The sequence below is a fragment of the Runella limosa DSM 17973 genome (assembly GCF_000482465.1).
Lineage (GTDB): Bacteria > Bacteroidota > Bacteroidia > Cytophagales > Spirosomataceae > Runella > Runella limosa.
Window position 1 is genome coordinate 201392 of the sequence record NZ_KI519420.1, and the last position, 15096, is coordinate 216487.

Genomic DNA, 15096 nt, shown 5'->3' on the forward strand with positions numbered 1-15096 from the left:
TGAAAGCCAGTAACTTTGCAGAAAATAAGACAGTTTGGCTCATTGCAATGGCCAAACTGTCGTCTTTATAACATGATAGAAACAACAACCATAAAAAAGCAAGATATTCGTAAACTGTCGGTGGCACAGTTGAAGGACTGGTTAGCCGCCCACGGAGAACAAGGTTTTCGTGCTAAACAAATTGCCGAATGGCTGTGGAAAAAATCCGCCACGTCGTTTGACCAAATGAGTAACCTCTCGCTCAAAACGAGGGAGTTATTGGATACCCATTTTGAAATAAAGTCCATCGCAACGGCCAAATCCCAAAAAAGCTCGGACGGAACCATCAAGTCAGCCTTCCGACTGCACGATAGTCACCTAATTGAAGGGGTGTTGATTCCTGCCGACGACCGCATGACGGCCTGTGTGTCGAGCCAAGTAGGGTGTTCGCTGACCTGCAAGTTTTGTGCGACGGGCTACATGGATCGTAAGCGTAACCTCGACGCAGCCGAAATGTACGACCAAGTGGTGGCCATCGACCGCCAAGCCAAGGAAAACTACGGAATTCCTTTGTCGAACATTGTGTATATGGGAATGGGAGAACCACTGCTCAACTATGCCAATGTGCTCGAATCTGTGGAAAAAATCACTTCGCCCGATGGGTTGGGAATGTCGCCCAAACGAATTACGGTTTCGACGGCGGGAATCGCCAAAATGATTACCAAACTAGGTGACGATGGCGTAAAGTTTAACTTGGCATTGTCGCTTCATGCGGCCAACGATGAAAAACGCAATAAAATCATGCCTATCAATGAATCGAATTCGTTGAAAAATTTGGCGGAGGCGTTGCAACATTTTTACCGTAAAACCCAAAATCGCATTACGTTTGAATACATCGTGTTTCACAATTTCAACGATACGATTCAGGACGCCAGAGAATTGTGGGAGTTTACCAAAAAAGTACCCTCAAAAGTAAACATCATCGAATACAACCCCATTGCCGAAGCCGATTTCAAAAATACGGGTGTCGATAAGCTGACGCAGTTTGCTAAATTTTTGGAAGACAAAGGCGTAGTCGTTAACGTGCGGCGAAGTAGAGGAAAAGACATTGATGCCGCTTGCGGGCAATTGGCCAACCGCGAAAAGTCGGAACAAGAATGAGATTTGATGTTCTAAGAGGCTGTCCAAAAAGTAATAAGTTACAAAAGATTCTTTGGTTTCAACCTCATCCCAACCCTTCCGCTCGGGCGGCCCCGTCCTGCCAGGAGAAGGACTTTAAAAGTCCCCATCTCCAGAAAGGAGAGGGGGATTTAGGGGACGGTCGGCCGCTGCCGTGAGGTTGAACAGAAGCCGAAGATAATTTGGTGATACCAGACTTTTTGGACAGCCTCTTAAAATAAATTTGACGCGTGTTTTGAACTACACCTTCAAAAAGACTTTTTTCTTATAAAGGAAGTACAAAACGAGCCATTCGACCACTACGAAGCCAATGCTGTAGAATACCTTCTGGAACGGTTCAGAGAAGTATTTGACAATGCCTACAAACAAGTGTTCTGACGTATAGTGAAAATCGAAGAAACTATCGCTCATATATATAAGGATAGAGTTCATCCCAATAACGGCCAACACCCACGCCCAGCGGTTCCAGTTTTGAACGTCAATAATCCAATAAAAAATTGACAATAAAACGAGACTCCAGCCACCTACAAATAACACAAACGAGCTCGTCCAAAGGTTTTTATTGATGGGGAAAACGTAATCCCAGAGTTTTCCTAGCACCAGAAACGCGATGCCTACCACAAAAAGATAAAGCGTTTTTTGTTGACGGCTCGTAGAACGCTCGTCGGCGTGGAGTAAATTTCCCGCAAAAATCCCTAACAATCCCGTAGCAATGGCAGGGAAAGTAGAAAACAAACCTTCGGGGTCGTGGATGCCCTTGTGCAAATGCCCTGGGATAATTAAATGATCAAGATAACTCACGGGGTTACACTCCATCGTCATGTGGCCTGCTCCGCAACCTGGAACGGGAACAAGCATTACAAAGGCCCAATAGCCCAGCAACAGAGAAACAAACCAGATGTATTGCGCTTTTGTGCTGAAATAAAGGTAAATGATTTGGGCAAACATCCCTGCCAAGCCAATCCGAGCCAAAACACTTGGGAAGCGCATTTCGGACAAAGGTTTGATTTCTAATCCATTGTTATAAATAATGCCCAACAAAACGAGGGTGAGTCCGCGTTGGATGATTTTGCGAAGCAACTGTGAGCGGTCGGCGCCCTGCTCCATACGACGCCCAAGTGAAAACGGAGTAGAAACTCCCGCTAAAAATAAAAACAAGGGAAAAATAAGGTCATACGCCCGAAAGCCGTTCCATTCGGGGTGAGAGAGCTGTTCGGCCATTAAGATGGCTCCCGTCCAGCCAGTCGCCTCGGCCAATGAGTGAAAGATATTTTCGCCCCCCGCAATCCAAAACATATCGAAACCCCGAAGGGCATCGAGCGAGAGTAACCGTTTGGGGCGAGAATCGGTAGAAGGTGAATTCATAGGGGTGTAGTTAGATAATTCGGGTTTTAAGAAGGTACGCCCATAAAGGGCGAATGTACTATTAGGTTATCCTTCAAATTTGGCCGTAACGTGTGAGCCGTCGCAGTAGGGTTTGTTGCCCGATTGGCCGCAGCGGCAAAAGGCCGTTACCTGTGACTTCTTGGTTTCGTTACCCGCCGCGTCTTTGACCTTTAAGTTGCCATAAACTAATAAAGGCCCTTTAGGAAGAATTTCGATGATGGTTTCAGCCTCTACTTCTATGGGTTCAGGCTCTTCTACTTGGGTATTTATAAAATAAGATAAAGCCCCCGAAGGACATTTCTGGATTTGCTCTACAATAGCGACGGTGCTTCCACCTTCAGTTGTTACCCAAGGGCGTTTGCGTGGGTCGAAAACTGTAGGAAGCCCTCGAAAACAAATGGCAGAGTGAACACAGAGGTGCGGTTGCCACACAACGGTTACTTCACCATTGGTGTAATGTTTGGTAATTTGCTTGTCCATGTGATAAGGTAAGATTATAAAGGGGAACAAAAACTACGAAATCTAACGAAAATCTGCCATGCGTGCTACCATAAAGCACAAAAAAACCTGACAACATTTTCTGCTGTCAGGTGCTATAAATAGAAGTGTTTTACGCTGTAATTCCTTCTTTCATGCGTTCGGCATTGTCGGCAATCCGAAGTTGCTCAATGAAATCGCCAATTTCACCTTCCATAAAGGCGGGTAAGTTGTAAATGGTATAACCAATGCGGTGATCAGTCACGCGGCTTTGGGGGTAGTTATAGGTACGAATTTTATCCGAACGGTCACCACTTCCCACCAACGACTTACGCTGCGACGAAACGGCTTCATTTTGTTTCTTCAACTCCATTTCGTACAGTTTTGAACGAAGCATATTCATGGCGCGCTCGCGGTTACCATGTTGGCTACGTTCTACCTGACATACGACCACGATGCCCGTAGGTTTGTGGGTAAGTTGTACTTTGGTTTCTACCTTGTTGACGTTCTGTCCACCCGCACCTCCCGAACGCGAAGTGATGATTTCAATATCGGCAGGGTTGATTTCTACTTCTTCAACGTCTTCTACTTCTGGCAATACCGCTACCGTCGCCGCCGAAGTATGCACCCGTCCCTGCGATTCGGTCACAGGAACGCGCTGTACGCGGTGAGCCCCTGATTCAAATTTGAGCTTACCGTACACGTCTTCGCCGATGATACTGGCAATAATTTCTTTGTAGCCGCCTGTACTTCCTTCGGTAAAGTCCATGATTTCAATCTTCCAGCCCATACGGTCGCAAAAACGCTGATACATGCGGAACAAGTCTCCCGCAAAAATCGCCGCTTCATCTCCACCTGTTCCTCCACGAACTTCGAGAATGATGTTGTGGCTGTCGTTGGGGTCTTTAGGAATCAACATATCTTTGAGCGTAGCTTCAAGCTCGTCGGCTTGCGGTTGAAGCTCTATCAATTCCGCTTTGGCCATATCGCGCATTTCCTCGTCGCTTTCATTGGCAACGAGGTCTTTAGCACCTTCGATGTCGCTCAGTACTTTTTTGTACGCTTGGTACTTCTGTACGATTTTGTCTAAGTCTTTGTATTCTTTGCTCAATTTTGAAAAGCGCTTTTGGTCAGAAACGACCTCAGGCTGCACAATTTGTTGCGAGACCTCTTCGAAACGCTCTTTTATAGCTTCTAACTGTTCTAACATTGGTATTTTGTGTTTCTTTGATGACTACATAGCCCCGCAGATAATCAGAAGTTTGGCCTTGCGAGGGGGTATGTAGAGCAGATACTCTGATGAAATCCGTTTTGAATGTGCAAAGGTACGACAAAAATACATTTCACCCACTTTGGGGGAAGCGTAAACCCTCAGTTACCAATACTTTTGTTTGAAAGTATGAAAACGAAACTACTCATCGGGCTTATGTGGATGTGGGCGGCTTGGGCAAACGCTGCGCCACCGATTGGCTTTGACTTTTGGAACCACTTAGGTACCAACGAGGGGCTAAGTCAAAATGAAGTTCACTGTATTTTACAAGACCACCGTGGTTTGATGTGGTTTGGGACGCAAGATGGCCTCAATTGTTACGATGGGCAACGCGTGCAAGTCTTTCGTCAAACGCCTTTTGATTCTACCTCTTTGTCCGATGATTTTATTACTACGCTTCACGAAGACTCCAAACAGCGCTTTTGGGTAGGTACTGCCAAAGGGCTCAACTGCTATGATTTTGCCAAAGGAACGTTTCGGCGTAGCTCTCAGCTCAAAACCGTTATTTTACAAATCATTGAAGATAAAAATAAGGCCATTTGGGTACAGACAAAAACGACTTGGTGGGTTATGACCGCCAATGAAACCGAGTTTAAGGCGACAAAACGTAGCCCTGACGATGCGAAAAAAGCATTATTGGTCCAAATTACCCCGTTACTTCCTGCGAAAGTATCCGTTTCTTCGCTTATAACCGACCATCTGGGTATTGTGTGGGTCGGAACGCGTGGTCAAGGCATCTATCGGTTTCGTTACGAAGCAGATAAGCAGCAATACGCGCCTTTAGATGCTTTTGATGAAGATTTTTTTGATACCAACGGCTTGAAAAGTAGCCATATTACTTGTTTGTACGAGGGAAATGAGGCCGATGAAGATATTGTTTGGATAGGAACGCGCGAAGCGGGCGTGCAGTTATACAGTCGTTCCAAAAATACCTTTAAGCATTGGGAACGCCTTTTTACCCAAGAATCGGCGGCTACTCGTACGTTTTTTGGGTTAACGACCGATAAAAAAGGTCACCTGTGGGTGGGTTCTTATTCTGGCTTGTACCGTATTCATCGGGCAACGCATGACATCCGAACGTACAAAACTCCTCCTAATACCATCGTCGAAACCTCTTTGGAAGATACACAGGGTAGTTTTTGGGTAGGAGGAAATACGGGATTGTTTCATTTAGGCAATGCCCAACAGCAATTTGAAACGTTTAATCTGCCACTGTACGAAGGATATCAGCCGTGGGTGTTACGAATTTATGAAGACCCAAGCCAACAAGTTTGGGTCGGGACGCGGGGATACTTGGCCCAAATTGACCCGCAAAAAAAAGTTCGTACGTGGAAAGAGCTGCCTGTTTCTAAGACCAGCAAAGCAAAGTTAGAATCCGTAGGGACGATTCAGCGCGATGCCAAAGGAGGAATGTGGATTGGGATGCGGCAAGGGCTCATCTATTGGCCATCCCCAAATCAGTACGCACGTTTGTTTCAAAATAACCCCAATGATGCCAAGTCGCTCATCAGCAATATGATTTTGGACGTGCATGTGGATGCCAAGCAGCGCGTTTGGATTTGTTCAGCCAAGGGGTTGAGCTTGGCCAAACATCAAAATGGAAAGGTAGAGTTTGAACATTTTACCGAAAAAAATGGCCTTACCAATTCGTTTGTGTATGGTGCCATGAGCGATAAAGCTGGGCATTTGTGGTTGACGACCAACGGGGGGCTGATTCGCTTCAATCCTGAAAAGAAAACATTTCGCACCTACACCAGCCAAGATGGCTTGGGCGGCTTGGAGTTCAACTCAGGAGGGTTTCATCGCAGCCCCGACGGGGAATTTTTTGTGGGTGGAAATGGAATGTTGCTCAGTTTTCGTCCCGATGAATTGGTGATAAACAAGCACCTCCCACGGATTTTGCTACGTTCTTTTAAAAAGTTTGAAAAACCAGTTGTTCATTTAGATAGCATCATGGCGAGTGGTCAGCCCATCCGTTTAGACTATGACGAAAACTTTTTCTCCTTTGAGTGGGCGGCATTGGATTATACCAACCCATCGAGCAATCAGTTTGCATACCGTCTCGAAGGATTCGATAAAGATTGGGTCTATACAGGCACGCGCCGCTTTGTTGATTTTACTAACCTCAACCCAGGCAACTATCAATTATGGGTAAAGGCGGCCAATAATGAGGGAAAGTGGAACGACCGAGATTACTTACAACTATCACTGGTCATTACTCCGCCTTTTTGGAAAACTTGGTGGTTTTATGGACTCCTTTTTCTATTGGTAGCGGCAGTGGCAAAACTGCTTTATGATAACCATGTTCGACAACTGCTTGCGCTTGAGCGAGCAAAATTGGAGGAAAATGAACGCGTTCGGAAACTAGCTGCCCAAGATTTGCACGATGAATTTGGAAATACCCTCACGCGAATTTCTCTCTTGACCGAATTAGTGAAAAACCGAATGAATGGCCAAGCAGGAGGTGAAGTAGGGGAGTTGTTGACTAAAATCAGCGACAATGCGAATCGTATGTACCAAGGAACCAAAGATTTTATCTGGGCGATTAACCCCGAACACGACAGCCTGTATGAAATCGCTGTTCGTTTGAAAGACTTTGGGGACGATGTTTTTGACAAAACAGGAATACGGTTCAACGTGGAAGGGTTAAATGATTCGCTTCGTGGCGTCAATTTGCCCACGGGTGCAAGTCGGCATTTGGTGCTTTTGTTCAAAGAAGCCATGAGCAACACCCTCAAACATGCTCAAGCTACCGACACTACTCTTTCGTTTGTTCCTACTTCTGATTCATTACGTATTGAATGGCAAGACAATGGACGAGGAATGGACTTGGGGCGAAGCCGACCAGGAAATGGCTTGATGAATATTCAAACGCGGGCCGAAAAAATTGGCGGTAAAGCAACACTCACTTCGCCGACACACGGAGGTTTTGTCGTTTTATTTGAGCGACCTTGTGCATAATTTAAACTAAAAATCAGTTACTTAACATGATAAAAACACGCCTTTGTTTGGTCGAAGACGACTATATTATCCGAGAAGGTTTTGCGGCACTTTTAAGTCAAACTTCTGATTTTGAGGTGGTAGGAGCCTATTCTAACTGCGAAGATTACCTCAAAAATCTGACCACCGACCGCCCCGACGTTGTTTTGATGGATTTGGAATTACCTCGCATGGGAGGAGTGGAAGGAATTGAACGTACCAAAAAACTCCGTCCCCAAACCCAGCTCATTGTCGTGACGGTATATGAAAACGATGGTTTGGTATTTAAAGCATTGTGCGCGGGAGCGGGAGGCTATTTGACCAAAAATATGCCCCCAAGCCGTTTGATTGACGCCATTCGAGAAATCCGCCAAGGGGGAGCTCCCATGAGCACCAATATTGCTCGAATGGTGGTTGCTTCCTTCCAAAAAAACTACCAATCTCCCCTAACTGCCCGCGAAACGGAGGTGTTAGAGCGAATTGCCCAAGGAAAAAGCTACACGACCATTGCCGATGAGCTATTTGTCGATAAAGAAACGATTCGGACTCACATCAAAAATATTTACTGGAAGTTAGAGGTTCATTCAAAGGCAGAAGCGATAGAAAAAGCGCGGAAAGAAAAATTGATTTGAAGTTGGGGCACAAGAATAAATTTTAATTTGCATCAAAATGAGGAAGAGAGGCGTATTGCTAACTAACTGATTCTAAACCTGAATGCTTGTATGAAATTTATTCACGGCTTTTTGGCTGTTTGCCTATTTACTGGAATCCTTTTAAGCTGTAAAAATCCAGAAGAAACTACGCCCGACCACGCTGGATTGTCCGATTGGACGGATGAAACACACGGAAAAAAAGCCGATGCTAATTATTCGGTTGTTTTCCCACAAGATAAAGTCAATTCGTTGGAAATAAAGATGACGAAAGACGATTGGTCGGCCATCCGTACGGATATGAAAACACTGAAAGGTTCCGATTTCGGTGTGGGAGGAACTGGCGGAGGTCCTGGTGGAGTCAATACAACCACCGAACCGCGTTATGTCGCGGTTTCGATGAAATTTAACGGAAAAGAGTGGTATAAAGTAGGGTTTCGCCTAAAAGGGAACTCAAGCTTATCATCCATTTGGCGCGCGGGTATCTATAAATTGCCGTTTCGGTTAAAAATGGACGAATTTGAAGACCAGTATCCAACAATACTAGATCAGCGATTTTACGGGTTTAAGGAGCTTTCTATGTCTCCTGCTTTTAAGGATAACTCACTTATTCGAGAAAAAGTAACGGCTGATATTTTCCGAATGGCGGGGGTTCCTGCGGCGCAAACGGCCTTCTACAAAATTTATATTGATTTTGGCGAAGGACTAAAATACTGCGGTGTTTATACGATGCTCGAAACCATCGAAGACGAAATGCTCAAAGCGCAGTTTGGAGAAGATAAGGGGAACGTATATAAGCCAGAATCAAACTTCACTGCCTTTAATCAAACCCAGTTTGAAAAGAAAAACAATGAAGATTTGGCTGATTGGAGTGATATTCAGGCGACGATAACGGCGCTTAATGCACCTACCCGAACGTCAAACCCCGCCCAATGGCGAACCAACTTAGAGAAAGTATTCAACGTTGACCATTTTATAAAATGGCTTGCAGTTAATACAACTATGGTCAACTGGGATACGTACGGAGCTATGGCGCACAACCATTATCTATACAACCATTCCACGAAAAAACTAACGTGGATTCCGTGGGATAACAACGAAGCCTTGACCAGTAATGCAAGAGTACAGCTTTCATTGGCGGGTGTAGCGGCTTCTTGGCCGCTAATCCGGTACATTGCCGACGATGCGGTGTATTATCAAAAATACAAAACGTACGTGAAAGACTTCAACGATAACGTCTTTACGACCGCGAAAATGAACGCGCTTTTTGATAAGAATACAAACCTGATTACCCCATTCGTAAACGGTACCGAGAAAGAACAAGCACCGTATTCAAATCTGACCAATACGACAAGCTTTACGGCAGCGCTTCCATCATTGAAACAGCATGTTGTCGCTCGAAATCAAGCGGTTGCCAACTTTGTTCCTTGATAATCGTTAATAATAGCATTTAAGTTTGCGGCGTTCCGCACGGCGGGCTTGGGTTCCCAAGAGATATTCTGCCCGAAAAGATAAAAAACCGTACGAATCCTTTACTTTGGGGTTTCCGCGTTGCGCACCTGCGTCATTTCTAACTGGGTAGCCTGTTGGAAGTGTCGCAGGGTCAAGCTCTGGGCGGCGGTCAGAAAGTTGGAGTGCAAGTTCAGACATTCCTGTAGGATTAGGATAAACTGTACTGACGTCGTCCAAATAATCCGAGTTCGCGTAGTTGTTACTTAATTCGACGGCAAAACTCCAGCGCTCGTTGTATTTCCAAGAGGTACCAATACCGATGACCCCAATGCGCACGTTGCGTTTATACGCAACACCTTCCGTCTGAAGCGGTGCAAGGCTATGCCAAGTCCCTTGATATTGCGCTTTAGGAGTAATGCGAGTGATCCCAATGCCACCAAATAAATAAGGATTCACTGCCCGTTCGTCGTGATAACGGAACAAATCTGCTTGTAGGCCCACATACCCGGCAGGATTGTCCGAACGAAACGAAAGATTATTGTACCAAATAGGCCCACCTTCTTGTTTTCCAGAAATACGATAAAAATCAATTTCTCCGCGTACAGAAAAGCGTTCGGCCAAACGATAAGTAATGGCCGCAGCAATGTGAGGTTGAATAAAGCGTAAATCAGTTTTTGCGCGCATGTCGCCCATGTAATACGAAATGCCAGTTCCCACACTAAGTTTTACAACGCCAAAAGCAGGCGTATTACGATACAGGTGAGAATTACGGGACGATTGGGCTAGAACAGATACAGAACCAATCACACATACCAACAAAATAGCCAATCGAAGAGGGAGTTGTGTCATATTTTACGGGTTAAGCCTCGTATGTTTACAGCGACAATAACGAAAATGATGCCAAAGTTAATATGGATTTAGGTAGATTTTGCGAAAAGAAGCCGTAACTGCCTCAAAAACAAAAAAATATTTTTTCTTTTTTGTTGTAATGTATTGTAATATTGAATAATAATTAAGACCTTTGCAAGCCTTTTCAAAAGACGTATATTTTCTAGTCAAGACATACATTGGGTGAAGGTCCTGAGTTAAGGAAACCGCATCTGAGTTCAAAGCAAAAATTTAGCTAGTTTATTAGCTTTAATTTGGTTGCAACTGAAGTCAGGTGTTCTATCATCTGACTTTTTTTGTGTCTTTAGAAAATAAATACGAAGGCTAATTTGGAATGCAAAAATATAATGTTGACCTTTGCACTCCATTTTATTAAATAAATTGTATAACCTGCTGTAAATCAAAAAGATGTCTGGTTTAATAGGAAAAAAAATCGGAATGACAAGCGTGTACAATGCGGACGGGCAGGCTCTGGCGTGTACGGTTATTGAAGCTGGTCCTTGTGTAGTAACGCAAGTAAAAACCGAAGAAACCGATGGATACCAAGCTATTCAGCTCGGTTTCGGTGAGAAGAAAGAAAAGCACACGACTCAGCCGCTCATGGGTCACTTCAAAAAAGCTGGAACTACTCCTAAGCGCAAGCTCGTCGAGTTCAAAGAGTTCACACAGGAACTTGCTTTGGGTCAGACGTTGGAAGTTGCTGACGTTTTTATTGAAGGAGACTTTGTGGACGTGGTTGGAACTGCCAAAGGTCGTGGTTTTCAAGGTGTTGTAAAGCGTCATGGCTTTGGTGGGGTTGGAGGCCAAACTCACGGTCAGCACAACCGTCAACGTCACCCAGGTTCGATTGGGGCTTGTTCGTTTCCGTCGCGTGTATTCAAAGGAATTCGCATGGCAGGTCGTATGGGTAACAACCGTGTGAAGGTTCAAAACCTCAAAGTGTTGAAGGTAATCCCTGGGCAGAATATCGTCGTTATCAGTGGCTCAGTGCCAGGTGCGAAGAATTCGTTTGTAATCATTGAAAAGTAATCAATCGCAACGGCGAATCAAGACAATGGAACTTTCAGTATTAAATATAAAAGGACAAGCTACTGGTAAAACAGTATCTCTTTCCGATGAAGTGTTCGGCATCGAGCCAAATGAGCACGTAGTATATTTGGATGTGAAACAGTACTTGGCCAATCAACGTCAAGGTACTCACAAGTCAAAAGAGCGTGCCGAGGTTTCTTATTCAACTAGAAAAATCAAGCGCCAAAAGGGAACTGGTGGAGCTCGTGCGGGTTCAATCAAGTCGCCAGTATTCGTAGGTGGTGGACGTGTATTCGGGCCTAGACCACGCGATTATAGCTTCAAATTGAATAAAAAAGTAAAAGCGTTGGCGCGTAAGTCAGTGCTTTCACAGAAAGCTAAAGCAAACGGTATTTCGGTAGTAGAAGACTTTACGTTTGATGCTCCAAAAACAAAACAATACCTTTCGTTTTTGAGCGCGCTTTCACTTACTGGCAAGAAAACACTTCTTATTTTGCCAGAATACAATAACAACGTGTATTTGTCAGGACGTAACATTCCTAAAACAAATATCACTACAGCAGGTGATGTTAATACATACGACCTTATCAATGCTGAGGTGTTGTTGATTAGCGAAACAGCGGTGTCGAAGTTAGAAAATCTCTTGAACAAGTAAGACAATGAGTGTACTTAAGCGACCAATATTGACCGAAAAAGCTACTGCTCTTAGCAACTTGGGCAAGTATGTATTTGAGGTAACAAAAACTGCCAATAAAATTGAAATCGCCAACGCCATCGAAAAGATGTACGGCGTGAAAGTAGCGAGTGTAGATACAATGCGCTCGATTGGTAGAAAGAAAACAAGAATGTCACGCGGTAAGGCCATTAGTGGTATTACTTCAACGTACAAAAAGGCCATTGTGACATTGAAAGCAGGCGAGATTATTGACATCTACGCTGATATTGTTTAATAAACCGTTGAAGTAGCAAATAATTGAACAACAACAATGGGAGTCATTAAGCTCAAACCAACAACTCCAGGTCAGCGCTACCGTACGGCTCCGTCATTTGACGAAATTACGACCGACAAGCCCGAAAAAAGCTTGTTAGCCCCTATCAAAAAGACAGGTGGACGTAACAGCCAAGGTCGTCGTACTGCTCGTTACATTGGCGGTGGTCACAAGCGCATGTACCGTATCATCGATTTCAAGCGTAATAAATTGGACGTACCAGGTACTGTAATGACAGTAGAATACGATCCAAACCGTTCGGCTCGTATCGCATTGGTAGAGTACCAAGATGGTGAAAAACGCTACATCCTTGCTCCACAAGGAATTGCTGTAGGACAAACAATTATCTCTGGAAGCGAAGTAGCTCCAGAAGTAGGAAACGCTCTTCCGCTTGCTGTGATGCCAATCGGTACAATTGTCCACAATGTGGAATTGCACCCAGGCAAAGGAGGTCAGCTCGTTCGTAGTGCGGGAACTTACGCTCAGTTAGTAGCTCGTGATGGTAAATATGCAGTATTGCGTATGCCATCAAGCGAAATGCGGATGGTTCTTGCAGTATGTAAGGCAACGGTAGGTTCAGTATCTAACCCCGATCACATGAACGTAAGCCTTGGTAAGGCAGGTCGTAAGCGTTGGTTAGGTATTCGTCCACGTGTACGTGGGGTTGCGATGAACCCAGTCGATCACCCAATGGGTGGTGGTGAAGGTCGTGCGTCAGGTGGTCACCCACGTTCTCGTACGGGCTTATATGCGAAGGGTAAAAAGACCCGTACTCCGAAAAAGTATTCTAACCGTTTGATTATTAGCAAACGTAAAAAATAATCGAAGATAAATGGGACGTTCGATAAAAAAAGGACCATATATTGATTTCCGTCTGCAAATTAAAGTAGATGCCATGAATGATTCGGGCAAGAAATCAGTAATCAAGACTTGGTCAAGACGCAGTACAATCTCCCCAGATTTTATTGGTCACACTTTTGCAGTACACAACGGAAACAAGTTTATCCCAGTGTACGTAACCGAAAACATGGTTGGGCATAAGTTGGGCGAATTCTCTCCTACGCGCAATTTCCGTGGGCACATTGCCAAAAAGGACAAAGGTAAGCGATAGTAATAGTCACAAAGAAAATGGAAGCAAGAGCTATATTAAGAAACGTACCCACTTCACCTCGTAAAATGCGGTTAGTAGCCGACATGATTCGGGGCCAGAAAGTGAGCCGCGCATTGGCGATTTTGCAGTATCAGCCACAGGCTGCCGCTCCGGTTTTGAAAAAAGTTTTGATGTCAGCCGTAGCTAATTGGCAACAGCTCAACGAGGATACTAAACTTGAAGACGCTGAACTGTATGTAAAGACAGTATTCGTTGACGGCGGTACTATGTTGAAGCGTCTGCGTCCGGCTCCTCAAGGCCGTGCCTATCGCGTTCGTAAGCGTTCAAACCACATTACACTTGTGGTAGATGATGCATCAGCAGAATTAATCCAACAAGAAGCCTAAAATTTTCAATAACGAATGGGACAGAAAGTTAATCCTGTAGGTCTGCGACTCGGTATCGTCCGTGGTTGGGAATCAAGCTGGTACGGCGGACGTGAGTTTGCTGACAAATTGATTGAAGATGAGCAGATCCGCAAATATATTTCCGCTCGTATTCCAAAAGGCGCCATCTCTAAAGTAGTAATTGAACGTACTTTGAAGCGCATTACGCTTACGATTCACACGGCTCGCCCAGGTATCGTAATCGGTAAAGGTGGAAACGAGGTAGATAAAATCAAAGAAGAGCTTAAAAAGATTACGGGTAAAGATATCCAAATCAACATCTACGAAATCAAGCGTCCTGAAATAGATGCTAAATTGGTAGGTGAATCAATCGCTCAACAACTTGAAAACCGTATCTCTTATCGTCGTGCCATGAAGCAAGCAATTTCTTCAGCAATGCGTGTAGGAGCACAAGGTATCAAAGTTCGGATTTCAGGTCGTTTAGGTGGTGCCGAAATGGCACGTACTGAAGAGTATAAAGAAGGTCGTGTACCTTTGCATACACTTCGCGCTGACATCGACTATGCTATCTCAGAAGCTTTGACGGTCTATGGAAAGATTGGAATCAAAGTGTGGGTTTTCAAAGGCGAAATCTTTGGAAAGCGTGACTTATCACCAATCAGCGGTGGTGCAGCAGCAGCAGAACGTAGCGGTGGAAATGACCGTGGCGGAGAGCGTGGCGACCGTCGTAGAGGTGGTGGTGACCGCGAAGGTGGTGACCGTCGTGGTGGAAACGGTGGCGGAAATAAAAACCGCAACAACAACAACAACCGTAACAAGAAAAAGTAATTATCGAAAGCAAACGGGTCTTAGTTGACACCGAATAATACTGCTGAACCATGTTACAACCGAAAAGAACCAAGTTCCGCAAACAACAAAAAAGCAAAGGGTCTGAAAAAGGCATGGCTACTCGTGGCCACGAAATTGCTTTCGGTACGTTTGCCATTAAAGCGCTCGAACCTGGCTGGATTACAGCCCGTCAGATTGAGGCAGCTCGTATCTCTGTTACCCGTGCAATGAAACGTGAAGGTCAAGTTTGGATTCGTATCTTCCCAGATAAGCCAATCACCAAGAAACCTCTCGAAGTACGTATGGGTAAAGGAAAAGGTGCTCCTGAGTATTGGGTAGCCCCAGTAAAAGCGGGTACAATCTTATTTGAAGCCACAGGTGTGTCACTCGAATTAGCTAATGAAGCTCTTCGTTTAGCAGCTCAGAAGCTTCCCGTTAAGACTAAGTTCGTAGTTCGTCGCGATCATCAAGAAGAAGCAGAATAAGTATTAGT

At 44.8% G+C, this 15096-nt stretch carries 16 protein-coding genes; 12 read left to right on the forward strand and 4 right to left on the reverse strand.

From position 1 onward, the window contains the following. The first annotated feature begins 72 nt into the window (after positions 1–72). Positions 73–1140: a dual-specificity RNA methyltransferase RlmN gene (rlmN, locus tag K339_RS0110735; RefSeq protein WP_028523573.1), complete on the forward strand. Its 1068-nt coding sequence runs from the start codon at positions 73–75 to the stop codon at positions 1138–1140. A gap of 258 nt (positions 1141–1398) precedes the next feature. On the opposite strand, the gene K339_RS0110745 is transcribed toward rlmN, so the two are convergent. The 3 genes from K339_RS0110745 to prfA all read right to left on the reverse strand — a co-directional run bounded on the left by K339_RS0110745 (position 1399) and on the right by prfA (position 4231). Further along, positions 1399–2523 (reverse strand): acyltransferase family protein, encoded by a 1125-nt coding sequence (locus K339_RS0110745; protein ID WP_028523575.1) that lies wholly within the window; start codon positions 2521–2523, stop codon positions 1399–1401. 66 nt (positions 2524–2589) lie between these two features. Further along, on the reverse strand, positions 2590–3024 hold the full coding sequence (locus K339_RS0110750; protein ID WP_028523576.1) for a (4Fe-4S)-binding protein: 435 nt from the start codon (positions 3022–3024) through the stop codon (positions 2590–2592). A 130-nt stretch (positions 3025–3154) separates the two neighbouring features. Then, complete coding sequence (gene prfA / locus K339_RS0110755) at positions 3155–4231, reverse strand: peptide chain release factor 1 (protein WP_028523577.1); 1077 nt, start codon at positions 4229–4231, stop codon at positions 3155–3157. A gap of 189 nt (positions 4232–4420) precedes the next feature. Here prfA and K339_RS0110760 point away from each other — a divergent pair, with 189 nt between their 5' ends. The 3 genes from K339_RS0110760 to K339_RS0110770 all read left to right on the forward strand — a co-directional run bounded on the left by K339_RS0110760 (position 4421) and on the right by K339_RS0110770 (position 9351). Next, positions 4421–7252 carry a sensor histidine kinase gene (locus K339_RS0110760; RefSeq protein ID WP_169731848.1) on the forward strand — a complete coding sequence of 944 codons (2832 nt, stop codon included), beginning with the start codon at positions 4421–4423 and terminating at the stop codon, positions 7250–7252. 26 nt (positions 7253–7278) lie between these two features. Continuing rightward, complete coding sequence (locus tag K339_RS0110765; RefSeq protein WP_037300137.1) at positions 7279–7902, forward strand: response regulator transcription factor; 624 nt, start codon at positions 7279–7281, stop codon at positions 7900–7902. A gap of 90 nt (positions 7903–7992) precedes the next feature. Beyond that, positions 7993–9351: a CotH kinase family protein gene (locus K339_RS0110770; protein ID WP_028523580.1), complete on the forward strand. Its 1359-nt coding sequence runs from the start codon at positions 7993–7995 to the stop codon at positions 9349–9351. 6 nt (positions 9352–9357) lie between these two features. On the opposite strand, the gene K339_RS0110775 is transcribed toward K339_RS0110770, so the two are convergent. Next, complete coding sequence (locus K339_RS0110775) at positions 9358–10221, reverse strand: hypothetical protein (RefSeq protein ID WP_037300140.1); 864 nt, start codon at positions 10219–10221, stop codon at positions 9358–9360. A gap of 447 nt (positions 10222–10668) precedes the next feature. Between K339_RS0110775 and rplC the strand changes: the two genes are divergently transcribed. The 8 genes from rplC to rplP are packed head-to-tail and all read left to right on the forward strand — an operon-like array spanning position 10669 to position 15088. Beyond that, on the forward strand, positions 10669–11289 hold the full coding sequence (rplC, locus tag K339_RS0110785) for a 50S ribosomal protein L3 (protein ID WP_028523582.1): 621 nt from the start codon (positions 10669–10671) through the stop codon (positions 11287–11289). 25 nt (positions 11290–11314) lie between these two features. After that, positions 11315–11944 (forward strand): 50S ribosomal protein L4, encoded by a 630-nt coding sequence (gene rplD, locus K339_RS0110790; RefSeq protein WP_028523583.1) that lies wholly within the window; start codon positions 11315–11317, stop codon positions 11942–11944. A 4-nt stretch (positions 11945–11948) separates the two neighbouring features. Beyond that, the gene (rplW, locus tag K339_RS0110795; protein ID WP_028523584.1) at positions 11949–12239 is read left to right on the forward strand and encodes a 50S ribosomal protein L23; all 291 of its coding nucleotides are present in this window, start codon (positions 11949–11951) and stop codon (positions 12237–12239) included. A 36-nt stretch (positions 12240–12275) separates the two neighbouring features. Continuing rightward, complete coding sequence (gene rplB, locus K339_RS0110800; RefSeq protein ID WP_028523585.1) at positions 12276–13100, forward strand: 50S ribosomal protein L2; 825 nt, start codon at positions 12276–12278, stop codon at positions 13098–13100. Between the two features lie 10 nt (positions 13101–13110). Next, positions 13111–13389, forward strand: coding sequence for a 30S ribosomal protein S19 (gene rpsS / locus K339_RS0110805; protein WP_028523586.1), 279 nt, complete (start codon positions 13111–13113; stop codon positions 13387–13389). Positions 13390–13406: 17 nt separating this feature from the next. Then, entirely contained in the window at positions 13407–13775 is a 369-nt protein-coding gene (gene rplV / locus K339_RS0110810; protein ID WP_051397943.1) for a 50S ribosomal protein L22, read from the forward strand. Between the two features lie 15 nt (positions 13776–13790). After that, positions 13791–14603, forward strand: coding sequence for a 30S ribosomal protein S3 (gene rpsC / locus K339_RS0110815; RefSeq protein ID WP_028523588.1), 813 nt, complete (start codon positions 13791–13793; stop codon positions 14601–14603). Between the two features lie 50 nt (positions 14604–14653). Beyond that, entirely contained in the window at positions 14654–15088 is a 435-nt protein-coding gene (gene rplP, locus K339_RS0110820; RefSeq protein WP_028523589.1) for a 50S ribosomal protein L16, read from the forward strand. Positions 15089–15096: the final 8 nt, after the last annotated feature.